This is a genomic window from Halomonas shengliensis (assembly GCF_900104135.1).
Lineage (GTDB): Bacteria > Pseudomonadota > Gammaproteobacteria > Pseudomonadales > Halomonadaceae > Halomonas > Halomonas shengliensis.
In genome coordinates this window covers 72793-97433 of sequence record NZ_FNIV01000013.1, presented here as the reverse complement: position 1 = coordinate 97433, position 24641 = coordinate 72793, and the positions used below count along the sequence as shown (strand labels likewise).

Here is a 24641-nt window from a genome sequence, read left to right as displayed (position 1 = left end):
GCCTCGAGCCTCCTGAAGGGCCCAGCGAGACCAGCTGGTTGATAGGCCGGATGTGGAAGCGCTGCAAGGCGTTGAGCTAACCGGTACTAATGGCCCGTGAGGCTTGACCATATAACACCCAAGCGGTCTGTGATGACACACGGCCGGATACGCGAGACGATCTCGCCAGCATGATTCGCACCCTTTTCGCCTGACGACCATAGCGAGCGTGAACCACCTGATCCCATGCCGAACTCAGCAGTGAAACCGCTCAGCGCCGATGGTAGTGTGGGGTTTCCCCATGTGAGAGTAGGTCATCGTCAGGCACTTATTAAGAAACCCCGGCCACTGGTCGGGGTTTCGTCGTTCTGGGGGTCTCCCCATGGGGGGTTTCGTCGTTCTGGGGGTCTCCCCATGGAGAGTAGCGGAGCGCCGCCCGGATCATCGTCAGGCACTTATTCAGAAAAGCCCCGATCATCGTGAGATGGTCGGGGCTTTTTGCGCTCGGGGTCCGGTGGTCGGCGTTTCCGGGAGCATGCCGCTTCCGCTAGAATGGCGTTTTATCCGGTCGGGGCCCATGCATGACCATCGGTGATCTGATACGCCTGCTGAGCGATGGCGAGTTCCATTCCGGGCAGCAGCTCGGCGAGCAGCTCGGGGTGTCCCGGGCGGCGGTCTGGAAGCAGTTGCACAAGCTCGAGTCGCTGGGCATCGCCATGGAGGCGGTGAAGGGGCAGGGGTATCGCCTCGCCGAGCCGCTGGAGCTCCTCGATGGCCCGCGCATCGTCGCCGGCCTCTCGCGCCAGGCGCGTACCCACCTGACCCGGCTGTTCGTCGAGGAGACGCTGCCCTCGTCCAACGCCTTCCTGCGCGAGCGCTTCGCCCATGGGGCGGGGCACGGCGAGGTGTGCCTGGTGGAGCAGCAGAGCGCGGGGCGCGGCCGCCGCGGGCGGACCTGGAACACCCCCTGGGGGCGCAGCCTGATGCTCTCGCTGGGCTGGCGGGTGGATTCCGGCATCGCCGCCCTGGAGGGGCTCAGCCTGGCGGTGGGCGTGGCTCTGGCACAGGTGCTGGAGGCCCGCGGCGCCAGGCCGTGCCTGAAGTGGCCCAACGATGTGCTCTTCGAGACCCCCGAGGGCGGTTTCGGCAAGCTCGCCGGGATCCTGGTGGAGGTCAGCGGCGATGCCTCGGGCCCCTGCGAGGTGGTGATCGGCATGGGCATCAACGTCTCCCTGCCCGAGACCTTCCGCGGCACCATGGATCAGCCGGCCGCGGCCGTGGAGGACCAGGTCCCGGGCATCTCGCGCAACGTCCTGGCGGTGGACCTGCTGGAGGCGCTGCTGCCGCTGGTCGCCGACTTCGAGCGTGAGGGCTTCGCCCCCTGGCGTGACGCCTGGAACGCGCGCCACGCCTTCGCCGGCCGCGAGGTGGATATCCTCAACGGCCAGGGACGAGAGGTGGCGACGGCCGAGGGCGTCGATGCGTCGGGCAACCTGATGGTCAGCCGGTCGGGTCGTCGGCATGCCCTGGCGGGAGGGGAGATCAGCGTGCGCGTGCGACCATGATTCTTGACCTGGATATCGGCAATACCCTCTCGAAGTGGCGCCTGAAGGATGCCGACAGCAGCGAGATCCGTTCCCGGGGTGCGGTGTGGACCCGCGAGGAGTGGCGCCCGGGCGCGGATATCCCCGACCTCGACGTGGTGGAGGCGGTGCGCATCTCCAGCGTGGCACGCCGTGCGGTGCTGGACGAGACCGTCGCCCTGCTGCGCCAGCGGGTGGGCAGCGTGCACGTGGCGCGCTCGACCCCGGAGGCGCTGGGCGTGACCAACGGCTACGAGGAGCCCGAGCGTCTCGGCGTCGACCGCTGGCTGGGCGCCCTGGCCGGCTACCAGCTGGCCGGGGGGTGCTGCGCGGTGGACTGCGGCAGTGCCATCACCATCGATTTCGTGCTCCCCGGCGGCCGCCACCTGGGCGGCTACATCCTGCCCGGCCTGCGGCTGATGAAGGAGAGCCTCAAGCTCGGCACCCGCAACGTGGCGATCGACCCGGACAGCGAGGCGGAGGAGTTGCTGGTGCCGGGGCGGCGCACGGTGGAGGCGGTGAACCACGGCATCTACATGGCCGCGGTCAGCGCCATCAACCGGGTCTATGCGGAGGTGTGCGACAGCGAGGGGGTGGCGCTGCCGCTGCTGGTCACCGGCGGCGATGCGAGGGTCGTCTCCCGCGGGCTGCAGGTGCCCCACGCGGTGTGGCCCGACATGGTCTACGGCGGGCTCGAGGCCTGCTTCCCGCTCACCGCGGCGGAGCGGGCAGGGCGCATGGCCGGGGCGCCGTGGGTGCCGGCACCGGTGGGGCTGGAAAAGATCCGTGCGGGGCTTGCGTTTTCCATGCTGCTTTGACACAATGCGCCGCGTTCCGAGGCGAAGGGCAGCACGAAGCGTGGTGCGTCGCCGGTCGAAGAAGCTGATAAAACAGCAACTTGACATCGGGGCCTGCGGTGATAAGATATACCGCCAGTTGGAGGGGTTCCCGAGTGGCCAAAGGGAGCAGACTGTAAATCTGCCGCGAAAGCTTCGAAGGTTCGAATCCTTCCCCCTCCACCAGAATCAGATCGCGGTGACGGGTGAGTCATCGAGGTCGCAAAGAGTGGGCAGGCGGGCATAGTTCAATGGTAGAACCTCAGCCTTCCAAGCTGATGATGCGGGTTCGATCCCCGCTGCCCGCTCCAGCATCTTCGGATGCAAAGGTTGCGCTCATGTAGCTCAGGGGTAGAGCACACCCTTGGTAAGGGTGAGGTCGACGGTTCAAATCCGTCCATGAGCTCCACATCGAAAAGGCGAGCCCAGGCTCGCCTTTTCTCTTTCTTCCCGGCGGGTGTGTCGCGGAGAGAGGGGTTGCCAGGCGAAACGGCTTTCGCTATCATGGCGCCCGCTGTAGCAAGCCGCCTGCAAAGGGTGGTGTCATGCAGATACAGGCCAGTAGCTCAATTGGCAGAGCAGCGGTCTCCAAAACCGCAGGTTGGGGGTTCGATTCCCTCCTGGCCTGCCAGTCTTCCCCAGGCTGGCATGCTTCCCTGAAAGATTTCACGTTTCGATTGCCGCACCCTGAGGAGTCTCGTTGTCATGAAACAAAGCGCCGAGGTGCAAGAGTCGCGCCACGACGGACTCAAGTGGGCGGTTGTCGTCACTCTGGTGGTGCTGGCGGTGGTCGGCAACACCTATTTTGCCGACCAGGCACTGCTCTACCGCGTGCTGGGCGTGGTGGCGCTCTCGGTCGTGGCCGCCCTGGTGGCGCTGACCACCGCCAAGGGGCGCAGCCTGACCGAGCTTGCTCGCGCCGCCAAGAAAGAGATCCAGCGCGTGGTGTGGCCGACCCGCCCCGAGACCGTGCAGACCACCGCCATCGTGCTGGTCGCCGTGCTGGTGGTCGGCCTGATGCTGTGGCTGATCGACACCCTTCTTGGCTGGGCGATGTCCGGCGTTATCGGTTAGGAGCCCTCATGTCCAAGCGTTGGTACGTCGTTCACGCCTACTCCGGCTTCGAGAAGCATGTCATGCGCTCCCTCAAGGAGCGCGTGAAGATGTTCGGCATGGAGGACCGCTTCGGCGAGATCCTGGTGCCCACCGAGGAAGTCGTCGAGATGCGTGACGGCAAGCGCCGCAAGAGCGAGCGCAAGTTCTATCCCGGCTATGTGCTGGTCGAGATGGAGATGGACGACGAGACCTGGCACCTGGTCAACGAGACCCCGCGCGTCATGGGGTTCATCGGCGGTACCAAGGAGAAGCCGGCGCCCATCACCCAGAAGGAAGCCGACGCCATCCTGCGTCGGGTGCAGGACGGCACCGACAAGCCGCGTCCCAAGACGCTGTTCGAGCCGGGCCAGTCCGTGCGCGTCATCGATGGCCCCTTCGCCGACTTCAACGGCGTGGTCGAAGAGGTCAACTACGACAAGAGCCGCCTGCAGGTCAGCGTGCTGATCTTCGGGCGCTCGACCCCCGTCGAGCTGGAATTCGCGCAGGTGGAGAAGGAGTGATCCGCTCCGCCAGGCGCTGACATCGCGGCCGGGCAACGGCCGCATCACCGGGGAGCCGAAAGGCGCTATTACCCAACTGGAGTCCTATCATGGCCAAGAAAGTACAGGCTTACATCAAGCTGCAGGTGGCAGCTGGTAAGGCCAACCCGAGTCCCCCCGTGGGCCCCGCGCTGGGTCAGCACGGCGTGAACATCATGGAGTTCTGCAAGGCGTTCAACGCCGAGACTCAGGACATCGAGCCGGGTCTGCCCACTCCGGTGGTGATCACCGTCTACTCCGACCGCAGCTTCACCTTCGTCACCAAGACCCCGCCCGCCGCGGTCCTGCTGAAGAAGGCCGCTGGCATCAAGTCCGGCTCCGGTGAGCCGAACAAGAAGAAGGTCGGTACCGTGACCCGCGAGCAGCTCGAGGAGATCGCCAAGACCAAGGAGCCGGATCTGACGGCTGCCGATCTCGACGCCGCGGTGCGTACCATTGCCGGTAGTGCCCGCAGCATGGGCCTGAACGTGGAGGGTCTCTGATCATGGCCAAGCTGTCCAAGCGCGCACAGATGATTCGCGAGAAGGTCGACCCCACCAAGGCCTACTCCCTCGAGGAGGCGGTGGCCCTGCTGGCCGAGCTCTCCACCGTCAAGTTCAAGGAGTCCCTGGACGTCGCCATCAACCTCGGCGTCGACCCGCGCAAGTCCGACCAGGTGGTCCGCGGCGCGACCGTAATGCCCAACGGTACCGGCAAGGACGTCCGCGTGGCGGTCTTCACCCAGGGTGCCAACGCCGACGCGGCCAAGGACGCCGGTGCCGACATCGTCGGCATGGATGGCCTGGCCGAGCAGGTCAAGAAGGGCCAGCTCGACTTCGACGTGGTGATCGCCTCGCCGGACGCCATGCGCGTCGTCGGCCAGCTGGGTCAGATCCTCGGCCCGCGCGGCCTGATGCCGAACCCCAAGGTCGGCACCGTGACCCCGGACGTCGCCACCGCGGTGAAGAACGCAAAGGCCGGCCAGGTGCGCTTCCGTACCGACAAGAACGGCATCATCCATACCACTCTTGGCAAGGTCGACTTCGACGCGACCGCCATCCAGGGCAATCTGGAGGCGCTGGTCGCCGACCTGAAGAAGCTCAAGCCGAGCACCTCCAAGGGCATTTACTTCAAGAAGGTCACCCTGTCCACCACCATGGGCCCGGGCCTGACCATCGACCATTCCGCCCTGGTGTGATCGGGCGAACGGTCGAACATTCAGCAAGAACTTTGCGGTCCCCGTGTCGAGCAAGTCTCGCCGGCGGGGCACCGTCAAAGACCGCAGGTGCCGCCTCGCTTCGCTGAGGCGGCTTAATCACCCCGCTAGGGGTGGCCTGCGCAGATGGTGTTGCCGCCAGGCTTCTGGTGAGCACCATCACCCAGGACTCCCGCCACGCCCTCGGGCGAGCGGGAGAGATGGTAACCACCGGAACCCTCATCGCGAGGTTCCGGCACGAAGGAGTGATCACTGTGCCACTAGCACTCGAAGGCAAGAAGGCGATTGTTGCCGAGGTCAGTGAAGCGGCCAAGGATGCGCTCTCCGTCGTAGTTGCCGATTCTCGTGGCGTCTCGGTCAGCAAGATGACCGACCTGCGCAAGCAGGCCCGCGAGAATGGCGTCCAGCTGCGTGTTGTCCGCAACACCCTGGCACGCCGCGCCCTGTCCGGAACTCCCTGGGAGATCCTGGACGAGACCTTCTCGGGTCCGACCCTGCTGGCCTTCTCCTACGAGCACCCGGGCGCCGCCGCCCGCCTGTTCAAGGAGTTTGCCAAGGAGGAGAAGAACTTCGAGGTCAAGGCGCTGGCCTACGAGGGCGAGCTGATCCCGGCCGCCGACCTGGACCGCCTGGCGACCCTGCCGACCTACGACGAGGCCATCGCCAAGCTGATGTCCGTCATGAAGGAGGCATCCGCCGGCAAGCTGGTTCGTACCCTGGCCGCCCTGCGCGACCAGAAGCAGGAGGAGGCCGCCTGAACGGCGAACTCCCCGCGCTAGCTCGAATCGAATACTGAATCCCGAGTCGACGCCCGAGCGTCGCTCCCGCAAAGTTAGGAAACGTGACAATGGCACTGACCAAAGAAGACATCATCAACGCCGTCGCCGACATGTCCGTGATGGAAGTGGTCGAGCTGATCGAGGCCATGGAAGAGAAGTTCGGCGTCTCTGCCGCCGCCGCCGTCGTGGCCGGCCCGGGTGGTGGTGAAGCCGCCGCCGCCGAGGAGCAGACCGAGTTCGACCTGGTGCTGACCAGCGCCGGCGACAAGAAGGTCAACGTGATCAAGGTGGTTCGCGAGATCACCGGCCTCGGCCTGAAGGAAGCCAAGGGTGCCGTCGACGGCGCGCCGGCGACCATCAAGGAAGGCATGTCCAAGGAAGATGCAGAAGCGGCCAAGGCCAAGCTGGAAGAAGCCGGCGCGGGCGTGGAGCTCAAGTAAGTCCTTGAGCGACATGGCTTCACGCGCTGCGTAAGCTTCCACGGCTGGTGGCGGGACACCCGCTGCCGGCCTTTTTCTGTTGTCACTGGCCGCTGCCCCGGGCAGCCTGGCCAGCCGAATTCCAGAAGGCGAGCGACCCTCCGTGGCGCTTGCCTTCATCGCCTGACGGAGCCGCACCCCGTCGGGTGGCGCCGACCACGCATCGGTCACCCATGGTGAACAAGCTGGGGAATACAGATGGCTTACTCATACACTGAGAAAAAACGCATCCGCAAGGATTTCGGCAAACTGCCCCAAGTGATGGATGTGCCCTACCTGCTGGCGATCCAGCTTGATTCCTACTACGACTTCCTCCAGCAGGACCGTGCGCCCGAGGAGCGTCTCGAGGTCGGCCTCCATGCCGCCTTCCGGTCGGTATTCCCGATCGAGAGCTTCTCCGGCAATGCCGCCCTGGAGTACGTCAGCTACCGCTTCGGCACCCCGGCGTTCGACGTCAAGGAGTGCCAGCTGCGCGGCGTCACCTACTCGGCTCCCCTGCGCGTCAAGGTCCGCCTGATCATCTACGACAAGGAGTCGTCCAACAAGGCGATCAAGGACATCAAGGAGCAGGAAGTCTACATGGGGGAGATCCCCCTGATGACCGAGAACGGTACCTTCGTGGTGAACGGTACCGAGCGCGTCATCGTCTCCCAGCTGCACCGCTCCCCCGGCGTGTTCTTCGACCATGACAAGGGCAAGAGCCACTCCTCCGGCAAGCTGCTCTACTCCGCGCGGGTGATCCCCTACCGCGGCTCCTGGCTCGACTTCGAGTTCGACCCCAAGGACAACGTCTTCGTGCGTATCGACCGTCGCCGCAAGCTGCCGGCCACGGTGCTGCTGCGCGCGCTGGGCATGAGCGCCGAGGAGGTCCTCGACGAGTTCTTCGAGACCAGCAGCTTCCATATCGAGAAGAACGGCTTCTCCTGGGAGCTGGTGCCGTCGCGCCTGCGCGGCGAGACCGCCACCTTCGACATCAAGGACGCCGATGGCGGCGTGATCGTCGAGGAGGGGCGTCGCATCACCCAGAAGCATATCCGCCAGCTGGAGAAGGCCGGCCTGGAGCGTCTCGAGGTGCCGATGGAGTACCTCTTCGGCAAGACGCTGGCCAAGGACCAGGTCGACCCCAACACCGGCGAGCTGCTCTGCCCGTGCAACACCGAGATCACCCCGGAGCTGCTGGAGAAGCTGGGCCAGGCCGGTATCACCCGCCTCGAGACCCTCTACACCAACGATCTGGACTGCGGTCCCTTCGTCTCCGACACCCTCAAGCTGGACACCACCGGGTCCCAGCTCGAGGCGCTGGTCGAGATCTACCGCATGATGCGTCCCGGCGAGCCACCCACCAAGGAGGCCGCCGAGACCCTGTTCAACAACCTGTTCTTCACCGAGGACCGCTACGACCTCTCCGGCGTCGGTCGCATGAAGTTCAACCGCCGCCTGCGTCGCGACAGCGACACCGGCTCCGGCGTGCTCGACCGTCGCGACATCCTCGACGTGCTCAAGGAGCTGATCTACATCCGTAACGGCTTCGGCGAGGTGGACGACATCGACCACCTGGGCAACCGCCGCATCCGCTGCGTGGGCGAGATGGCCGAGAACCAGTTCCGCGTGGGCCTGGTGCGTGTCGAGCGCGCGGTCAAGGAACGCCTCTCCATGGCCGAGAGCGAGGGGCTGATGCCCCAGGACCTGATCAACGCCAAGCCCGTCGCCGCGGCGGTCAAGGAGTTCTTCGGGTCGAGCCAGCTCTCCCAGTTCATGGACCAGAACAACCCGCTCTCCGAGGTCACCCACAAGCGCCGCGTCTCCGCGCTCGGCCCGGGCGGCCTGACCCGCGAGCGTGCCGGCTTCGAGGTGCGTGACGTCCACGCCACCCACTACGGCCGCCTGTGCCCGATCGAGACGCCGGAAGGTCCCAACATCGGCCTGATCAACTCGCTGGCCACCTACAGCCACACCAACAGCTACGGCTTCCTCGAGACGCCGTACCGCAAGGTGGTGGACAGCCAGGTGACCGACGACGTGGTCCACCTCTCGGCGATCGAGGAGGGCGACTTCGTCATCGCCCAGGCCTCGGCCACCGTGGACGAGGGCGGCAAGCTGGTGGATGACCTGGTCCAGGTGCGCCACAAGGGCGAGACCACCTTCATGCGTCCCGAGCAGGTGACCCTGATGGACGTCTCGCCGCGCCAGGTGGTCTCCGTGGCCGCGGCGCTGATCCCGTTCCTGGAGCACGACGACGCCAACCGCGCCCTGATGGGCGCCAACATGCAGCGTCAGGCGGTGCCCACCCTGCGTGCCGACAAACCGCTGGTCGGCACCGGCATGGAGCGCTTCGTGGCCCGTGACTCCGGCGTCTGCGCCGTGGCGCGTCGCGGCGGCGTGATCGACTCGGTGGATGCCAAGCGCATCGTGGTGCGTGTCAACGAGGACGAGATCATCGGCGGCGAGGCCGGCGTCGATATCTACAACCTCACCAAGTACGTGCGCTCCAACCAGAACACCTGCCAGAACCAGCGCCCTATCGTGCGCCCGGGTGACGGCGTTGCGCGTGGCGACATCCTCGCCGACGGTCCCTCCGTGGACATGGGCGACCTGGCCCTGGGCCAGAACATGCGCATCGCCTTCATGCCCTGGAACGGCTACAACTTCGAGGACTCCATCCTGCTCTCCGAGCGGGTGGTCCAGGAGGACCGCTTCACCACCATCCACATCCAGGAGCTGACCTGCGTCTCCCGCGATACCAAGCTGGGGCCGGAGGAGATCACCTCCGACATCCCCAACGTCGGCGAGTCGGCGCTGGCCAAGCTGGACGAGGCGGGCGTGGTCTACATCGGCGCCGAGGTCGGCCCGGGCGACATCCTGGTGGGCAAGGTCACGCCCAAGGGCGAGACCCAGCTGACCCCGGAGGAGAAGCTGCTGCGCGCCATCTTCGGCGAGAAGGCGTCGGACGTGAAGGACACCTCCCTGCGTGCCCCTACCGGCATGAAGGGCACCGTCATCGACGTCCAGGTGTTCACCCGCGACGGCGTGGAGAAGGACTCCCGTGCGCTCTCCATCGAGCAGATGCAGCTCGACGAGGTGCGCAAGGACCTCCAGGAGACCTACCGCATCGCCGAGGACGCCACCTTCGAGCGCCTCAAGCGCACTCTCTCCGGCCAGGCCGTCAACGGCGGGCCGAAGCTGAAGAAGGGTGACGCCCTCACCGACAGCTACCTCGACGAGCTGCCGCGCCAGCAGTGGTTCAAGCTGCGCCTGCAGGACGAGGCGCTCAACGAGCTGCTGGCCCAGGCCGACGAGCAGCTCGAGAACCGTCGCAAGGAGATGGACGAGCGCTTCGAGGACAAGAAGCGCAAGCTCACCCAGGGCGACGACCTGGCGCCGGGCGTGCTCAAGATCGTCAAGGTCTACATGGCGGTGAAGCGTCGCCTGCAGCCAGGCGACAAGATGGCCGGCCGTCACGGTAACAAGGGTGTCATCTCGGCGATCATGCCCATCGAGGACATGCCCTTCGACGACCAGGGCGAGCCGGTGGATGTGGTCCTCAACCCGCTGGGCGTGCCATCGCGCATGAACGTGGGGCAGATCCTCGAGACCCACCTGGGCCTCGCCGCCTGGGGCCTGGGCCGCCGGATCGAGCACCTGCTGCGCGACGCCCGCGAGCAGCAGGTGGCCGAGATCCGCGACTTCCTGGGGCAGGTCTACAACACCACCCCGGGCACCAAGGTCGAGGAGCTCGAGACGCTCTCCGACGACGAGGTGATCGCCCTGGCCAAGAACCTCAAGGCGGGCGTGCCGATGTCCACCCCGGTCTTCGACGGTGCCAACGAGCACGAGATCAAGCACCTGCTGCGCCTGGCCGAGCTGCCGGATTCCGGCCAGATGACGCTCTATGACGGCCGTACCGGCGACGCCTTCGACCGTCCGGTGACCGTCGGCTACATGTACATGCTCAAGCTCAACCACCTGGTGGACGACAAGATGCACGCGCGCTCCACCGGCTCCTACTCGCTGGTCACCCAGCAGCCGCTGGGCGGCAAGGCGCAGTTCGGTGGTCAGCGCTTCGGTGAGATGGAGGTATGGGCCCTGGAGGCGTACGGCGCCGCCTACACCCTGCAGGAGATGCTCACCGTCAAGTCCGACGACGTGGAGGGCCGCACCAAGATGTACAAGAACATCGTGGATGGCGACCACACCATGCAGGCGGGCATGCCGGAGTCCTTCAACGTGCTGGTGAAGGAGATCCGCTCGCTGGGCATCGACATCGAGCTCGAGAGCTGAGGCGGCCGACGCTTCACACTATGACGGTCCGCGGGGGCGCTTGCGCCCCCGCCCATGACAACTCCGCAGCGGAGCCGACCCCATGAAAGATTTGGTGAAAGTCCTCAAATCGCAGTCTCAGTCCGACGAGTTCGACGCGATCAAGATTACCCTGGCGTCCCCGGACATGATCCGCTCCTGGTCCTACGGCGAGGTCAAGAAGCCGGAGACCATCAACTACCGGACGTTCAAGCCGGAGCGTGACGGCCTGTTCTGCGCCAAGATCTTCGGCCCGGTGAAGGACTACGAGTGCCTGTGCGGCAAGTACAAGCGCATGAAGCACCGCGGGATCATCTGCGAGAAGTGCGGCGTCGAGGTCACCAAGGCCGCCGTGCGTCGCGAGCGCATGGGCCATATCGAGCTGGCAAGCCCCGTCGCTCACATCTGGTTCCTGAAGTCGCTGCCGTCGCGCATCGGCATGTTCCTGGACATGACCCTGCGCGACATCGAGCGCGTGCTCTACTTCGAGAGCTTCGTGGTCATCGACCCGGGCATGACCACCCTGGAGCGCGGCCAGCTGCTCAACGACGAGCAGTACTTCGAGGCCCTCGAGGAGTTCGGCGACGACTTCGACGCCCGCATGGGTGCCGAGGCGGTGCAGGCGCTGCTCAAGGACATCGACATGGTCGAGGAGATCGAGCGCCTGCGCGAGGAGATCCCCCAGACCAACTCCGAGACCAAGATCAAGAAGCTCTCCAAGCGGCTCAAGCTGCTGGAGGCCTTCGCCAACTCCGGCAACGACCCGGCGTGGATGGTCATGGAGGTGCTGCCGGTGCTGCCGCCGGACCTGCGTCCGCTGGTGCCGCTGGACGGCGGCCGCTTCGCGACCTCCGACCTCAACGACCTCTACCGTCGGGTGATCAACCGCAACAACCGCCTCAAGCGGCTGCTCGACCTCAATGCGCCCGACATCATCGTGCGCAACGAGAAGCGCATGTTGCAGGAGGCGGTGGACGCCCTGCTGGACAACGGTCGTCGCGGCCGCGCCATCACCGGCTCCAACAAGCGCCCGCTGAAGTCGCTGGCCGACATGATCAAGGGCAAGCAGGGGCGCTTCCGCCAGAACCTGCTGGGCAAGCGCGTCGACTACTCCGGGCGTTCGGTGATCACCGTCGGCCCGACCCTGCGCCTGCACCAGTGCGGCCTGCCCAAGAAGATGGCGCTGGAGCTGTTCAAGCCGTTCATCTACTCCAAGCTGCAGGCCCAGGGCCAGGCGTCCACCATCAAGGCCGCCAAGAAGATGGTCGAGCGCGAGCTGCCCGAGGTGTGGGACATCCTCGCCGATGTCATCCGCGAGCACCCGGTGCTGCTCAACCGCGCCCCGACCCTGCACCGCCTCGGCATCCAGGCCTTCGAGCCGCTGCTGATCGAGGGTAAGGCGATCCAGCTGCACCCGCTGGTGTGTGCCGCCTACAACGCCGACTTCGACGGTGACCAGATGGCGGTGCACGTGCCGCTGACCCTGGAAGCCCAGCTCGAGGCGCGGGCGCTGATGATGGCCACCAACAACGTGCTGTCGCCGGCCAACGGCGAGCCGATCATCGTGCCCTCCCAGGACGTGGTGCTGGGTCTGTACTACATGACCCGCGAGAAGATCAACGCCAAGGGCGAGGGCATGGTGTTCTCCGACCTCAACGAGGTGGAGCGCGCCTTCGGCACCCAGAGCGTCTCCCTGCACGCCCGGGTCAAGGTGCGCCTCGACGAGACGCTGATCGACGAGGAGAGCGGCGAGAAGAGCCACCAGCGCGTGCTGCGCGACACCACCGTGGGGCGTGCACTGCTGTTCCGCATCCTGCCCGAGGGCGTGCCCTTCGAGCTGGTCGACCAGCCGATGAAAAAGAAGGCCATCTCCGGGCTGCTCAACGAGGTGTATCGCCGCGCCGGCCTCAAGCCGACGGTGATCTTCGCCGACCAGCTGATGTACACCGGCTTCCGCCTGGCCACCTGGTCCGGCGCCTCCATCGGCGTCAATGACTTCGTCATCCCGGACGCCAAGGCCGAGATCGTCGCGGCCGCCGAGGAGGAGGTGAAGGAGATCGAGGACCAGTTCTCCTCGGGCCTGGTCACCGCCGGCGAGAAGTACAACAAGGTGATCGACATCTGGTCCAAGGCCAACGACAAGGTGGCCAAGGCGATGATGGCGGGCATCTCCAAGGAGACCGTGGTCAACCGCGAGGGCCAGGAGGTCGAGCAGGACTCCTTCAACAGCGTGTTCATCATGGCCGACTCCGGCGCCCGGGGTAGCGCGGCCCAGATCCGCCAGCTGGCGGGCATGCGCGGCCTGATGGCCAAGCCGGATGGCTCGATCATCGAGACCCCGATCGTCGCCAACTTCCGTGAGGGCCTCAACGTCCTCCAGTACTTCATCTCCACCCACGGCGCGCGGAAGGGCCTGGCGGACACGGCACTCAAGACCGCCAACTCCGGTTACCTGACCCGCCGCCTGGTGGACGTGGCCCAGGACATGGTGATCACCGAGTCCGACTGCGGCACCGAGGAGGGGCTCACCCTGCACCCGGTGATCGAGGGTGGCGACATTATCGTCTCCCTGGCCCAGCGCGTGCTGGGCCGCGTGGTGGCCCAGGACGTGGTCGACCCGAGCACCGAGGAGGTGCTGATCCCGCGCGGCACCCTGCTCGACGAGAAGTGGTGCGCCGAGCTCGACACCATGGGCGTCGACGAGATCGTGGTGCGCAGCCCGATCAGCTGCGCCACCTCCCACGGCGTGTGCTCCGCGTGCTACGGCCGCGACCTGGCGCGTGGCCACCAGGTCAACATCGGCGAGTCGGTGGGCGTCATCGCCGCCCAGTCGATCGGCGAGCCGGGCACCCAGCTGACCATGCGTACCTTCCACATCGGCGGGGCCGCCTCGCGGGCCTCCGCGGTGGACAGCGTCCAGGTCAAGCACGGCGGCAAGGTGCGCCTGCACAACATCAAGTACGTGGAGCGTGACGACGGCAAGCTGGTGGTGGTCTCCCGCTCCAGCGCCCTGGCCGTCGCCGACGACCACGGCCGCGAGCGCGAGTACTACAAGCTGCCCTACGGCGCCGAGCTCTCCGTGCGCGACGGCGACAGCGTCGAGGCCGGCCAGGCGGTGGCCAAGTGGGATCCCCACACCCACCCCATCGTCGCCGAGGCCGAGGGTACCGTGCAGTACGCCGACATGGACGAGGGCGTCACCATCCACCGCAGCGTGGACGAGATGACCGGTCTCTCCTCCATCGAGGTGATCGAGGCGGCGGCACGTCCCATGGCCGGCCGCGACAAGCGCCCGATGATCCTGCTCGCCGACGAGGCCGGCCAGCCGGTCACCGTCAGCGGCTCCGACACCCCGGTGCAGTACCTGCTGCCCGGCAAGGCGATCGTCACCGCCGACAACGGCGCGCGGATCGGCGTCGGCGAGATCGTCGCGCGTATCCCGGTGGAGGCGTCCGGCAACAAGGACATCACCGGGGGTCTGCCCCGCGTGGCCGACCTGTTCGAGGCGCGCAAGCCGAAGGAACCGTCGATCCTCGCCGAGATCAGCGGCGTGATCAGCTTCGGCAAGGAGACCAAGGGCAAGCGTCGCCTCACCATCACCCCCGAGGGTGGCGGCGATCCCTTCGAGATGCTGATCCCCAAGTGGCGCCAGATCGCGGTGTTCGAGGGCGAGAGCGTCGAGAAGGGCGAGGTGATCTCCGATGGTCCCAGCAACCCCCACGACATCCTGCGTCTGCTGGGCGTCGCGGAGCTGGCCAAGTACATCACCGCCGAGATCCAGGAGGTCTACCGCCTCCAGGGCGTGGGCATCAACGACAAGCACATCGAGGTGATCGTGCGTCAGATGCTGCGCAAGGTGGAGATCACTGATGCCGGCGACTCCGACTTCATCCCCGGCGACCAGGTGGAGCTGGTGCGGGTGCTGGAGCAGAACGCCCGCCTCGAGAAGGAGGAGCGCTTCCCGGCCAAGTACCAGCGCGTGCTGCTGGGCATCACCAAGGCCAGCCTGGCCACCGAGTCGTTCATCTCCGCGGCCTCCTTCCAGGAGACCACCCGCGTGCTGACCGAGGCGGCGGTGACCGGCAAGCGCGACTACCTGCGCGGCCTGAAGGAGAACGTGGTGGTGGGACGCCTGATCCCGGCCGGTACCGGCCTGACCCACCATGCCGAGCGTCGCCGCAAGCGCGAGGACGCCGAGCGCCTGACCACGCCGTCGGCCTACGACGTCGAGCAGGAGCTGGGCGCCCAGCTCACCGCGCTGGATTCGGATGACGACGAGATCTGACCCGCCGACGCCCGGCGCCCCTCGCGGGGCGCCGGGCTTGACGCGGCGTGGCGTCAGCCAGTAGAATGCGCAGCCTTTAACAGTGGGGCGGGTGCGCCCGAACCCGCTGTCGAGGCAAGCGCAGTACAGAGCAAGTACAGGAAGGCGAGCGGCTACCTCGCCTCCGCAAGGCAACCCATTGGAGCAATAGATGGCAACGATCAACCAGCTGGTGCGCAAGCCCCGCAAGCGCCCCGTCAGCAAGAGCGACGTGCCGGCGCTGCAGTCTTGCCCGCAGAAGCGCGGCGTCTGCACCCGCGTCTACACCACTACCCCGAAGAAGCCGAACTCGGCCCTGCGTAAGGTGTGTCGTGTACGCCTGACCAACGGCTACGAGGTCTCCTCGTACATCGGCGGTGAGGGCCACAACCTGCAGGAGCACTCCGTGGTGCTGATCCGCGGCGGTCGTGTCAAGGACCTTCCGGGTGTGCGTTATCACACCGTGCGTGGTGCCCTGGATACCTCCGGCGTGCAGAACCGCAAGCAGGGCCGTTCCAAGTACGGCGCCAAGCGTCCCAAGGCCTGATCGGCCTCGGCATACGCATTCATCACGAATCGATTTCGGTCTGATAAGAGTAAGGTCGGGCGCCGCCGTCGGCGGGAGTCTCGGGTTTACCTGAAGGACCCTTCAACAGAGGGCTTATCATGCCTAGAAGAAGAGTTGCGGCCAAGCGCGAGATCCTGCCGGATCCCAAGTTCGGAAGCGAGCGTCTGGCGAAGTTCATGAACCACCTGATGATCAGCGGCAAGAAGTCCGTAGCTGAGCGCATCGTCTATGGTGCGCTGGACAGGGTTGCCGAGCGCAGTAATGAAGAGCCGCTGGAGATCTTCGACAAGGCGCTGGAGACCATCCAGCCCATGGTCGAGGTCAAGTCACGCCGCGTCGGCGGTGCGACCTATCAGGTGCCGGTCGAGGTGCGTCCCTCGCGCCGTCAGGCCCTGGCCATGCGCTGGCTGGTGGACGCCGCGCGTCGTCGCGGTGAGAAGACCATGGTGCAGCGCCTGGCCGGCGAGATGCTGGATGCCGCCGAGGGCAAGGGCTCCGCGGTCAAGAAGCGTGAAGACGTGCATCGCATGGCGGAAGCCAACAAGGCCTTCTCGCACTATCGCTTCTAAGTGCACCGTCGCTAAGCGCGCTTCTCAACGCATCGCCAACCAACGGGGAGTTCCACCGTGGCTCGCAAGACTCCGCTAAATCGCTACCGCAACCTGGGTATCGTCGCCCACGTCGATGCCGGCAAGACCACCACGACCGAGCGCGTGCTGTTCTACACCGGCATCAACCACAAGCTGGGCGAGACCCACGAAGGTGCCTCCACCACCGACTGGATGGAGCAGGAGCAGGAGCGTGGTATCACCATCACCTCCGCTGCCGTCACCACCTTCTGGAAGGGCATGAACCACCAGTTCGACGAGCACCGCATCAACATCATCGACACCCCCGGGCACGTCGACTTCACCATCGAGGTGGAGCGTTCCCTGCGGGTCCTCGACGGTGCCGTGGTGGTGCTGTGCGGCTCGTCCGGCGTGCAGCCGCAGACCGAGACCGTGTGGCGTCAGGCCAACAAGTACGAGGTGCCGCGCCTGGTGTTCGTCAACAAGATGGACCGCACCGGCGCCGACTACTTCATGGTCGTCGACCAGCTCAAGGAGCGTCTCGGCGCCAACGCCGTGCCGATCCAGATCAACTGGGGCACCGAGGAGGACTTCAAGGGCGTCATCGATCTCATCGAGATGAAGGCGATCCTGTGGAACGAGTCCGACTTCGGCGCCACCTATGACCTCGTCGACATCCCCGCCGAGCTCCAGGCCAAGGCCGACGAGTGCCGCGAGCAGATGGTCGAGGCCGCCGCCGAGGCGTCCGAAGAGCTCATGGACAAGTACCTCGAAGAGGGCGAGCTGACCAAGGAGGAGATCAAGGCCGGCCTGCGTCGTCGCACCCTGGACAACGAGATCGTGCTGGTCACCTGCGGCTCGGCGTTCAAGAACAAGGGCGTGCAGGCGGTGCTGGATGCCGTGGTCGACTACCTGCCGTCGCCCACCGAGGTGAAGGCCATCGAGGGCGAGCTGGACGACAAGGACGGCACCGTCGCCACCCGCGAGGCGGACGACAACGCACCGTTCGCGGCCCTGGCGTTCAAGATCGCCACCGACCCCTTCGTCGGCACCCTGACCTTCATCCGGGTCTACTCCGGCGTGCTCAACTCCGGCGACAGCGTCTACAACTCCGTCAAGCAGAAGAAGGAGCGCGTGGGTCGTATCGTCCAGATGCACGCCAACTCCCGCGAGGAGATCAAGGAAGTGCGTGCCGGCGACATCGCCGCCTGCATCGGCCTAAAGGACGTCACCACCGGTGATACCCTGTGCGACCAGAACGACAAGATCGTCCTGGAGCGCATGGAGTTCCCGGATCCGGTGATCTCCGTGGCCGTGGAGCCGAAGTCCAAGGCCGACCAGGAGAAGATGGGCGTGGCCCTGGGCAAGCTGGCTCAGGAGGACCCCTCCTTCCAGGTGCGCACCGACGAGGAGACCGGCCAGACCATCATCTCCGGCATGGGTGAGCTGCACCTCGACATCATCGTCGACCGCATGCGTCGCGAGTTCAAGGTCGAGGCCAACATCGGCAAGCCGCAGGTCGCGTACCGCGAGACCATCCGCGGCACGGTGGAGCAGGAAGGCAAGTTCGTGCGCCAGTCCGGTGGTCGCGGCCAGTACGGCCACGTCTGGCTGCGCATCGAGCCGCTCACCGCGGAAGACAAGGGCGAAGATGAAGAGATGCACTTCAAATTCGCTTCCGAGATCGTCGGCGGCGTGGTTCCCAAGGAATACGTGCCGGCCGTCGAGAAAGGGGCCTACGAGCAGCTGCAGAACGGTGTCATCGCGGGCTACCCGATGATCGACGTCAAGGTTACGCTGTACGATGGTTCCTACCACGACGTGGACTCCAACGAGACCGCGTTCAAGGTCGCTTCTTCCATGGCCGTCAAGGAAGGCGCCAAGAAGGCCAAGGCGGTGCTGCTGGAGCCGGTGATGAAGGTCGAGGTCGTGACCCCCGAGGACTTCATGGGTGACGTCATGGGCGACCTGAACCGCCGTCGCGGGCTGGTATCGGGCATGGATGATTCGCCCTCCGGCAAGGTCATCCGCGCCCGGGTTCCGTTGGCTGAGATGTTCGGTTACGCGACCGATCTGCGTTCTCAGACCCAGGGCCGCGCAAGCTACGTCATGGAGTTTGCGGATTACGAAGAGGCGCCGTCCAGCGTCGTTGAAGCCGTCATCAACCAAAACGGTTAACCGTTAGCTAACGTAAAGAGGTTATAGCAGTGGCTAAGGAAAAATTTGAGCGTTCCAAACCGCACGTCAACGTCGGCACCATCGGTCACGTCGACCACGGCAAGACCACTCTGACTGCGGCCCTGACCCGCGTCTCCGCCGAGGTCTTCGGTGGCGACTGGCGCGAGTTCGATACCATCGACAACGCTCCGGAAGAGCGTGAGCGTGGTATCACCATCGCGACCTCCCACGTGGAGTACCAGTCCGAGGAGCGTCACTACGCCCACGTCGACTGCCCGGGACACGCCGACTACGTCAAGAACATGATCACCGGTGCCGCCCAGATGGACGGCGCGATCCTGGTCGTGTCCGCCGCCGACGGCCCCATGCCGCAGACCCGCGAGCACATCCTGCTGTCTCGCCAGGTCGGCGTGCCGTACATCGTCGTGTTCCTGAACAAGGCCGACATGGTCGACGACGAGGAGCTGCTCGAGCTGGTCGAGATGGAAGTTCGCGAGCTGCTCAACGAGTACGACTTCCCGGGTGACGACACCCCGATCATCACCGGTTCCGCCCTGATGGCCCTGGAAGGCAAGGACGACAACGGCATGGGTACCACCGCCGTTGCCAACCTGATCAAGGCCCTGGACGAGTACATCCCGGAGCCGGAGCGTGCCATCGACCAGCCGTTCCTGATGCCGATCGAGGACGTCTTCTCCATCTCCGGCCGCGGCACCGTGGTGACCGGCCGCGTCGAGCGCGGCATCATCAAGGCCGGCGAGGAAGTCGAGATCGTCGGTATCAAGGACACCACCAAGACCACCGTCACCGGTGTCGAGATGTTCCGCAAGCTGCTCGACGAAGGTCGTGCCGGTGAGAACGTCGGCGCCCTGCTGCGCGGCACCAAGCGTGACGAGGTCGAGCGTGGCCAGGTCCTGGCCAAGCCGGGCACCATCACCCCGCACACCGTCTTCGAGGCCGAGGTGTACGTGCTGAGCAAGGACGAGGGTGGTCGTCACACCCCGTTCTTCAAGGGCTACCGTCCGCAGTTCTACTTCCGTACCACCGACGTGACCGGTACCTGTGAACTGCCGGAAGGCGTCGAGATGGTGATGCCGGGCGACAACGTCAAGATGGTTGTCACCCTGATCGCCCCGATCGCCATGGACGAAGGCCTGCGCTTCGCCGTCCGCGAAGGCGGCCGTACCGTCGGCGCCGGCGTCGTGGCCAAGATCGTCCAGTAAGCCCAGGCGCTGAGATGATCGAAGGGGGCTCCCATGGAGCCCCCTTTCTGCGCACCGCGGGGAGTGTTTGACACTCATCCGCGGCGCGCCTATAATGCGCATCCTTTGAATGCGTGGGTAGGCGGCACGCGCCGTCGACTTCCATTGGAGTTAGGGCTAATGCAGAACCAGAAGATTCGCATTCGGTTGAAGGCCTTCGACCATCGCCTGATCGACCAGTCCGCGGCGGAGATTGTGGAAACCGCCAAGCGTACCGGCGCCCAGGTGCGGGGTCCGATCCCTCTGCCGACCAACCGCGAGCGCTATACCGTGCTGATCTCGCCGCACGTCAACAAGGACGCGCGCGACCAGTACGAGATTCGCACGCACAAGCGCGTGCTCGACATCGTCGAGCCGACGGAGAAGACCGTCGACGCCCTGATGAAGCTCGACCTCGCCGCCGGCGTGGACGTGCAGATCAAGCTCGACTGATCATCTGACACTAGACACCGCGGCCCAGCGCTCGGCACGACGCCCGAGCAGCAGCCGCCGCGCCGTGAGGCGCCACACAACGTGCTAGTGGAATGCTCTGGAAAGGGCAGCCATAGCGGGTGATAGCCCCGTACACTATAGGAGATAGAGAATGACTATCGGTTTAGTCGGCAAGAAGGCCGGGATGACCCGTGTCTTCACCGAAGATGGCGCCTCAGTGCCCGTAACCGTGATCGAGGTTGAGCCGAACCGTGTCACCTGCGTCAAGACCGTCGAGTCCGACGGCTACGCGGCGGTTCAGGTCACAACCGGCTCCCGCAAGGCCAAGCACCTGTCGAAGTCCCAGGCGGGACAGTTCGCCAAGGCAGGTATCGAGGCCGGTCGTTCGCTGATGGAGTTCCGCCTGGCAGAAGGCGACGAAGCTCCGGAAGTGGGCGGCGAACTCACCGTATCCCTCTTCGAAGCTGGTCAGAAGATCGACGTGACCGGCAGCTCCAAGGGCAAGGGCTTCCAGGGCGCCGTCAAGCGCTGGAACTTCCGCACCCAGGACAACAGCCACGGTAACTCCCTGTCGCACCGCGCGCCGGGCTCCATCGGCATGTGCCAGACCCCGGGACGCGTGTTCAAGGGCAAGAAAATGGCCGGCCAGATGGGCAACGTGCGTTGCACCGTCCAGAGTCTCGAAGTCGTGCGTGTCGATGCCGAACGTAACCTGCTGCTGGTCAAGGGCGCCGTGCCCGGTGCTACCGGCAGTGACGTCATCGTGCGCAGCGCCGTGAAAGCTGGCTGAAGGGGAACTTACCGATGAATCTGAATCTTGCTGCCGGCGCCGGCTCCGTCGAGCTGTCCGACGCCACCTTTGGCAAAGAATTCAACGAAGCGCTCGTGCACCAGGTCGTCACCGCCTACCTGGCCGGTGGTCGCCAGGGCACCCGCGCCCAGAAGAACCGTTCCGACGTGCGAGGCGGCGGCAAGAAGCCGTGGCGCCAGAAGGGCACCGGTCGTGCCCGCGCCGGTACCATCCGCTCCCCGCTGTGGCGCAGCGGCGGCGTGACCTTCGCGGCTCGTCCCCAGGACTACACCCAGAAGGTCAACCGCAAGATGTACCGCGCGGCGATGCGCTCCATCCTCTCCGAGCTGGTCCGTCAGGAGCGCCTGGTGGCCGTCGAGGAGATCACCGTCGACGCCCCGAAGACCAAGCAGCTGGTCGCCAAGCTCAACGAGCTGGGCCTGGAGAAGGCGCTGATCGTCACCGAGGAGGTCGACGAGAAGCTCTACCTGGCCGCCCGTAACATCCCCAACGTGGATGTGGTCGACGTGGCCGCCGCCGACCCGGTGAGCCTGGTCGCCTTCGACAAGGTGCTGGTCACCGTCTCCGCCCTGCGCAAATTCGAGGAGAAGCTGGCATGAACCAGGAGCGTGTATTCAAGGTGCTGCTCGGTCCGCACGTGACCGAGAAGGCCGCCATGGCTGCCGAACGCAACCAGTACGTGTTCAAGGTGGCCGGCGACGCGACCAAGCCCGAGATCAAGAAGGCCGTCGAGGCCCTGTTCGGCAAGAAGGTCGACCGCGTTCAGACGCTGAACGTCAAGGGCAAGACCAAGCGCACCGCGCACGGTCTGGGTCACCGCAAGGGGTATCGCAAGGCCTACGTCACGCTGGCCGCCGGCGAGACCCTTGAAGACTTCTCTGGCGCCGAATAAGGGCAGGAGTACGGATAATGGCAATCGTCAAGACCAAACCCACATCCGCCGGTCGTCGCCACCTGATCAAGGTCGTGAACGACGAGCTGCACAAGGGCAAGCCCTACGCGCCCCTGCTCGAGAAGCAGTCACGCAGCGGCGGTCGTAACAACAACGGTCGCATCACCACCCGCCACGTGGGCGGTGGTCACCGTCAGCACTACCGGGTCATCGACTTCAAGCGCACCAAGGATGGCGTACCCGCCGTCGTCGAGCGCCTGGAGTACGATCCCAACCGTAGCGCCCACATCGCTCTGCTCAAGTACGTCGACGGCGAGCGTCGCTACATCATCGCCCCCAAGGGCGTGAGCGCCGGCGATCGTCTCGAGTCCGGCGTCAACGCGGCGATCAAGAAGGGCAACGCCCTGCCGCTGCGCAACATCCCGCTGGGTTCCACCGTGCACTGCATCGAGCTCAAGCCCGGCAAGGGCGCACAGATCGCTCGCAGCGCCGGCACCAGCGCCCAGCTGGTCGCCCGTGAAGGCAACTACGCCACCCTGCGTCTGCGCTCCGGCGAGATGCGCAAGGTGCTGAGCGAGTGCCGCGCGACCCTGGGGGAAGTGAGCAACTCCGAGCACAGCCTGCGTCAGCTTGGCAAGGCCGGTGCGAAGCGCTGGAAAGGTGTGCGTCCGACCGTTCGCGGCGTGGCCATGAACCCGGTGGATCACCCGCATGGTGGTGGTGAAGGCCGCACCAGCGGGGGTCGTCATCCGGTGACTCCGTGGGGCGTGCCCACCAAGGGCCACAAGACCCGCAAGAACAAGCGCACCGACAAGCTGATCGTTCGTCGCCGCAAGGCCAAGTAACACACTTTAAGAGGTAACGGCTGTGCCACGTTCACTGAAGAAAGGTCCCTTTATCGACCTTCATCTGCTGAAGAAGGTTGAGGCTGCAGTGGAGAAGAACGACCGCAAACCGATCAAGACCTGGTCGCGTCGTTCCATGATCCTGCCCAACATGGTCGGGCTCACCATTGCGGTCCATAACGGTCGCCAGCACGTCCCGGTGCATGTCTCCGAGGAAATGGTTGGCCACAAGCTGGGCGAATTCGCTGCCACCCGCACCTATCGCGGTCACGCGGCGGACAAGAAAGCCAAACGGTAAGCCGAGAGAGGATTAGAGATGGAAGTCACAGCAAAGCTGCGTGGCGCTAGCTTATCCGCCCAGAAGGCCCGTTTGGTGGCTGACCAGGTGCGCGGTAAGCCGGTCGCCGAAGCACTCGACCTGCTGACCTTCTCCCCGAAGAAGGCAGCCAAGCTGGTCAAGAAGGTGCTGCAGTCCGCCATCGCGAACGCGGAAGAAAACAACGGCATGGATATCGACGAGCTGCGTGTCTCGACCATCTGCGTCGATGAGGGCATGACGCTCAAGCGCATCCGTCCGCGCGCCAAGGGCCGTGCGGATCGCATTCTGAAGCGCACCTGCCACATCACCGTCAAGGTAGCCGAGAAGTAGGAGTCGACCAGATGGGTCAGAAAGTCAATCCAACAGGCATCCGCCTGGGTATCGTCAAGGACCATACCTCGGTCTGGTACGCCGAGCGCGGCGCCTATGCCGACAAGCTGAACAACGACCTCGAGGTGCGTCGCTTCCTGGAGGAGCGTCTGAAGAACGCCTCCGTGAGCAAGATCACCATCGAGCGTCCTGCCAACAACGCCCGCATCACCATTCACACCGCCCGTCCGGGCATCGTGATCGGCAAGAAGGGCGAGGACGTCGACCGTCTGCGTCGCGAGGTCACCGCGATGATGGGCGTGCCCGTGCACGTCAACATCGAGGAAGTGCGCAAGCCCGAGCTGGACGCTCAGCTCGTGGCCCAGAACATCGCCGGCCAGCTCGAGCGCCGCGTGATGTTCCGTCGCGCCATGAAGCGCGCCGTGCAGAACGCCATGCGCCTGGGCGCTGGCGGCATCAAGGTGCAGCTCTCCGGCCGCCTCGGCGGTGCCGAGATCGCCCGCACCGAGTGGTATCGCGAAGGTCGTGTTCCGCTGCACACCCTGCGTGCGGACATCGACTACGCCACCTACGAGGCCAAGACCACCTACGGCATCATCGGTGTCAAGGTCTGGGTCTTCAAGGGTGAGATCCTCGGGGGCATCGAAGAGGTCCGCGCCAAGGCGAAGCAGCCTCAGGCCGCGCCCTCCAAGAAGAAAGGTTCCAGGTAAGGGGAGAGCGAGTCGATGTTACAACCCAAGCGCATGAAATTCCGCAAGATGCAGAAGGGCCGCAACCGTGGCCTGGCGCATCGCGGAAGCAAGGTGAGCTTCGGCGAGTATGGCCTCAAGGCCACTGGTCGCGGTCGCATCACCGCCCGTCAGATCGAAGCCGGTCGCCGTGCGATCACCCGTCACGTCAAGCGTGGCGGCAAGATCTGGATCCGGGTCTTCCCGGACAAGCCGATCTCCAAGAAGCCCCTCGAGGTCCGTATGGGTAAGGGCAAGGGCTCCGTCGAGTACTGGGTCGCGCAGATCCAGCCCGGCCGGATCCTCTACGAGATCGAAGGCGTGTCCGAGGAGCTGGCGCGCGAGGCCTTCGGCCTGGCGGCACAGAAGTTCCCGGTCTCCACCACCTTTGTGAAACGGACGGTGATGTGATGAAAGCCCAGGAAATCCGTGAAAAGTCAGTCGACGAGCTGAACGATCAGCTCCTCGAACTCCTCCGCGAGCAGTTCAACCTGCGCATGCAGAAGGCCACCGGCCAGCTCAGCCAGACGCATCTGCTCAAGCAGGTTCGTCGGGACATCGCCCGGGTGAAGACTGTGCTCAACGAGAAGGCAGGTGACTGA

Annotated in this window: 24 protein-coding genes, 4 tRNA genes and 2 rRNA genes; all 30 read left to right on the top strand. The window is 65.3% G+C overall.

The window, feature by feature from the left end; all coding sequences use genetic code 11:
- A 23S ribosomal RNA gene (locus tag BLP95_RS15425) occupies positions 1-111 on the top strand; the annotation flags it as partial.
- Between the two features lie 78 nt (positions 112-189).
- Positions 190-305 (top strand): 5S ribosomal RNA (rrf, locus tag BLP95_RS15420).
- A 255-nt stretch (positions 306-560) separates the two neighbouring features.
- Positions 561-1544 carry a biotin--[acetyl-CoA-carboxylase] ligase gene (locus BLP95_RS15415; RefSeq protein WP_089680877.1) on the top strand — a complete coding sequence of 328 codons (984 nt, stop codon included), beginning with the start codon at positions 561-563 and terminating at the stop codon, positions 1542-1544.
- Complete coding sequence (locus tag BLP95_RS15410) at positions 1541-2380, top strand: type III pantothenate kinase (protein ID WP_089680875.1); 840 nt, start codon at positions 1541-1543, stop codon at positions 2378-2380. Before BLP95_RS15415 ends, BLP95_RS15410 begins: the two co-directional genes overlap by 4 nt.
- Positions 2381-2500: 120 nt before the next feature.
- A tRNA-Tyr gene (locus BLP95_RS15405) sits at positions 2501-2584 on the top strand.
- Positions 2585-2635: 51 nt separating this feature from the next.
- Positions 2636-2709 (top strand) — tRNA-Gly (locus BLP95_RS15400).
- A gap of 23 nt (positions 2710-2732) precedes the next feature.
- Positions 2733-2807: transfer RNA gene (locus BLP95_RS15395), tRNA-Thr, on the top strand.
- Positions 2808-2953: 146 nt separating this feature from the next.
- A tRNA-Trp gene (locus BLP95_RS15390) sits at positions 2954-3029 on the top strand.
- A 74-nt stretch (positions 3030-3103) separates the two neighbouring features.
- Positions 3104-3472, top strand: a complete 369-nt coding sequence (gene secE / locus BLP95_RS15385; protein ID WP_023007563.1) for a preprotein translocase subunit SecE — start codon at positions 3104-3106, stop codon at positions 3470-3472.
- Between the two features lie 8 nt (positions 3473-3480).
- Positions 3481-4014: a transcription termination/antitermination protein NusG gene (nusG, locus tag BLP95_RS15380; RefSeq protein ID WP_023007562.1), complete on the top strand. Its 534-nt coding sequence runs from the start codon at positions 3481-3483 to the stop codon at positions 4012-4014.
- A gap of 89 nt (positions 4015-4103) precedes the next feature.
- Positions 4104-4535, top strand: coding sequence for a 50S ribosomal protein L11 (rplK, locus tag BLP95_RS15375; protein ID WP_023007561.1), 432 nt, complete (start codon positions 4104-4106; stop codon positions 4533-4535).
- A 2-nt stretch (positions 4536-4537) separates the two neighbouring features.
- Positions 4538-5230, top strand: a complete 693-nt coding sequence (rplA, locus tag BLP95_RS15370) for a 50S ribosomal protein L1 (protein ID WP_089680873.1) — start codon at positions 4538-4540, stop codon at positions 5228-5230.
- 272 nt (positions 5231-5502) lie between these two features.
- A complete protein-coding gene (gene rplJ / locus BLP95_RS15365; protein WP_089680871.1) occupies positions 5503-6006 on the top strand; it encodes a 50S ribosomal protein L10 in 504 nt (167 codons plus the stop codon).
- 89 nt (positions 6007-6095) lie between these two features.
- Positions 6096-6467 (top strand): 50S ribosomal protein L7/L12, encoded by a 372-nt coding sequence (gene rplL, locus BLP95_RS15360; RefSeq protein WP_023007558.1) that lies wholly within the window; start codon positions 6096-6098, stop codon positions 6465-6467.
- Positions 6468-6704: 237 nt separating this feature from the next.
- The gene (gene rpoB / locus BLP95_RS15355) at positions 6705-10784 is read left to right on the top strand and encodes a DNA-directed RNA polymerase subunit beta (RefSeq protein WP_089680869.1); all 4080 of its coding nucleotides are present in this window, start codon (positions 6705-6707) and stop codon (positions 10782-10784) included.
- An 82-nt stretch (positions 10785-10866) separates the two neighbouring features.
- Positions 10867-15087 (top strand): DNA-directed RNA polymerase subunit beta', encoded by a 4221-nt coding sequence (gene rpoC / locus BLP95_RS15350; protein WP_089680867.1) that lies wholly within the window; start codon positions 10867-10869, stop codon positions 15085-15087.
- Positions 15088-15277: 190 nt separating this feature from the next.
- Complete coding sequence (gene rpsL / locus BLP95_RS15345; RefSeq protein ID WP_023007555.1) at positions 15278-15652, top strand: 30S ribosomal protein S12; 375 nt, start codon at positions 15278-15280, stop codon at positions 15650-15652.
- A 119-nt stretch (positions 15653-15771) separates the two neighbouring features.
- The gene (gene rpsG, locus BLP95_RS15340; protein ID WP_023007554.1) at positions 15772-16242 is read left to right on the top strand and encodes a 30S ribosomal protein S7; all 471 of its coding nucleotides are present in this window, start codon (positions 15772-15774) and stop codon (positions 16240-16242) included.
- 57 nt (positions 16243-16299) lie between these two features.
- Positions 16300-18420 (top strand): elongation factor G, encoded by a 2121-nt coding sequence (gene fusA, locus BLP95_RS15335; RefSeq protein WP_089680865.1) that lies wholly within the window; start codon positions 16300-16302, stop codon positions 18418-18420.
- A 29-nt stretch (positions 18421-18449) separates the two neighbouring features.
- The gene (gene tuf / locus BLP95_RS15330) at positions 18450-19643 is read left to right on the top strand and encodes an elongation factor Tu (RefSeq protein WP_089680863.1); all 1194 of its coding nucleotides are present in this window, start codon (positions 18450-18452) and stop codon (positions 19641-19643) included.
- Positions 19644-19802: 159 nt separating this feature from the next.
- Positions 19803-20114, top strand: coding sequence for a 30S ribosomal protein S10 (rpsJ, locus tag BLP95_RS15325; RefSeq protein WP_021819602.1), 312 nt, complete (start codon positions 19803-19805; stop codon positions 20112-20114).
- A 151-nt stretch (positions 20115-20265) separates the two neighbouring features.
- Positions 20266-20904, top strand: coding sequence for a 50S ribosomal protein L3 (gene rplC / locus BLP95_RS15320; RefSeq protein ID WP_023007551.1), 639 nt, complete (start codon positions 20266-20268; stop codon positions 20902-20904).
- 14 nt (positions 20905-20918) lie between these two features.
- Positions 20919-21524 carry a 50S ribosomal protein L4 gene (gene rplD / locus BLP95_RS15315; protein ID WP_023007550.1) on the top strand — a complete coding sequence of 202 codons (606 nt, stop codon included), beginning with the start codon at positions 20919-20921 and terminating at the stop codon, positions 21522-21524.
- Positions 21521-21817 (top strand): 50S ribosomal protein L23, encoded by a 297-nt coding sequence (rplW, locus tag BLP95_RS15310; RefSeq protein ID WP_023007549.1) that lies wholly within the window; start codon positions 21521-21523, stop codon positions 21815-21817. The genes rplD and rplW overlap by 4 nt, the downstream gene beginning before the upstream one ends.
- 17 nt (positions 21818-21834) lie before the next feature.
- Positions 21835-22662 (top strand): 50S ribosomal protein L2, encoded by an 828-nt coding sequence (gene rplB, locus BLP95_RS15305; protein ID WP_089680861.1) that lies wholly within the window; start codon positions 21835-21837, stop codon positions 22660-22662.
- Positions 22663-22684: 22 nt separating this feature from the next.
- Complete coding sequence (gene rpsS / locus BLP95_RS15300; RefSeq protein ID WP_009098993.1) at positions 22685-22960, top strand: 30S ribosomal protein S19; 276 nt, start codon at positions 22685-22687, stop codon at positions 22958-22960.
- Positions 22961-22978: 18 nt separating this feature from the next.
- Positions 22979-23311: a 50S ribosomal protein L22 gene (rplV, locus tag BLP95_RS15295; RefSeq protein WP_016856415.1), complete on the top strand. Its 333-nt coding sequence runs from the start codon at positions 22979-22981 to the stop codon at positions 23309-23311.
- An 11-nt stretch (positions 23312-23322) separates the two neighbouring features.
- Positions 23323-24021 carry a 30S ribosomal protein S3 gene (gene rpsC / locus BLP95_RS15290; protein ID WP_023007546.1) on the top strand — a complete coding sequence of 233 codons (699 nt, stop codon included), beginning with the start codon at positions 23323-23325 and terminating at the stop codon, positions 24019-24021.
- Between the two features lie 15 nt (positions 24022-24036).
- Entirely contained in the window at positions 24037-24450 is a 414-nt protein-coding gene (gene rplP, locus BLP95_RS15285; protein WP_023007545.1) for a 50S ribosomal protein L16, read from the top strand.
- Positions 24450-24641 carry a 50S ribosomal protein L29 gene (gene rpmC / locus BLP95_RS15280; RefSeq protein WP_023007544.1) on the top strand — a complete coding sequence of 64 codons (192 nt, stop codon included), beginning with the start codon at positions 24450-24452 and terminating at the stop codon, positions 24639-24641. The genes rplP and rpmC overlap by 1 nt, the downstream gene beginning before the upstream one ends.

Excerpts from the sequence above, each read along its gene's own strand:
- BLP95_RS15415 (WP_089680877.1), top strand. The coding sequence starts at position 561 with ATGACCATCGGTGATCTGATACGCCTGCTGAGCGATGGCGAGTTCCAT.
- BLP95_RS15410 (WP_089680875.1), top strand. The coding sequence starts at position 1,541 with ATGATTCTTGACCTGGATATCGGCAATACCCTCTCGAAGTGGCGCCTG.
- secE (WP_023007563.1), top strand. The coding sequence starts at position 3,104 with ATGAAACAAAGCGCCGAGGTGCAAGAGTCGCGCCACGACGGACTCAAG.
- nusG (WP_023007562.1), top strand. The coding sequence starts at position 3,481 with ATGTCCAAGCGTTGGTACGTCGTTCACGCCTACTCCGGCTTCGAGAAG.
- rplK (WP_023007561.1), top strand. The coding sequence starts at position 4,104 with ATGGCCAAGAAAGTACAGGCTTACATCAAGCTGCAGGTGGCAGCTGGT.
- rplA (WP_089680873.1), top strand. The coding sequence starts at position 4,538 with ATGGCCAAGCTGTCCAAGCGCGCACAGATGATTCGCGAGAAGGTCGAC.
- rplL (WP_023007558.1), top strand. The coding sequence starts at position 6,096 with ATGGCACTGACCAAAGAAGACATCATCAACGCCGTCGCCGACATGTCC.
- rpoB (WP_089680869.1), top strand. The coding sequence starts at position 6,705 with ATGGCTTACTCATACACTGAGAAAAAACGCATCCGCAAGGATTTCGGC.
- rpoC (WP_089680867.1), top strand. The coding sequence starts at position 10,867 with ATGAAAGATTTGGTGAAAGTCCTCAAATCGCAGTCTCAGTCCGACGAG.
- rpsL (WP_023007555.1), top strand. The coding sequence starts at position 15,278 with ATGGCAACGATCAACCAGCTGGTGCGCAAGCCCCGCAAGCGCCCCGTC.
- rpsG (WP_023007554.1), top strand. The coding sequence starts at position 15,772 with ATGCCTAGAAGAAGAGTTGCGGCCAAGCGCGAGATCCTGCCGGATCCC.
- rpsJ (WP_021819602.1), top strand. The coding sequence starts at position 19,803 with ATGCAGAACCAGAAGATTCGCATTCGGTTGAAGGCCTTCGACCATCGC.
- rplC (WP_023007551.1), top strand. The coding sequence starts at position 20,266 with ATGACTATCGGTTTAGTCGGCAAGAAGGCCGGGATGACCCGTGTCTTC.
- rplD (WP_023007550.1), top strand. The coding sequence starts at position 20,919 with ATGAATCTGAATCTTGCTGCCGGCGCCGGCTCCGTCGAGCTGTCCGAC.
- rplW (WP_023007549.1), top strand. The coding sequence starts at position 21,521 with ATGAACCAGGAGCGTGTATTCAAGGTGCTGCTCGGTCCGCACGTGACC.
- rplB (WP_089680861.1), top strand. The coding sequence starts at position 21,835 with ATGGCAATCGTCAAGACCAAACCCACATCCGCCGGTCGTCGCCACCTG.
- rplV (WP_016856415.1), top strand. The coding sequence starts at position 22,979 with ATGGAAGTCACAGCAAAGCTGCGTGGCGCTAGCTTATCCGCCCAGAAG.
- rpsC (WP_023007546.1), top strand. The coding sequence starts at position 23,323 with ATGGGTCAGAAAGTCAATCCAACAGGCATCCGCCTGGGTATCGTCAAG.
- rplP (WP_023007545.1), top strand. The coding sequence starts at position 24,037 with ATGTTACAACCCAAGCGCATGAAATTCCGCAAGATGCAGAAGGGCCGC.
- rpmC (WP_023007544.1), top strand. The coding sequence starts at position 24,450 with ATGAAAGCCCAGGAAATCCGTGAAAAGTCAGTCGACGAGCTGAACGAT.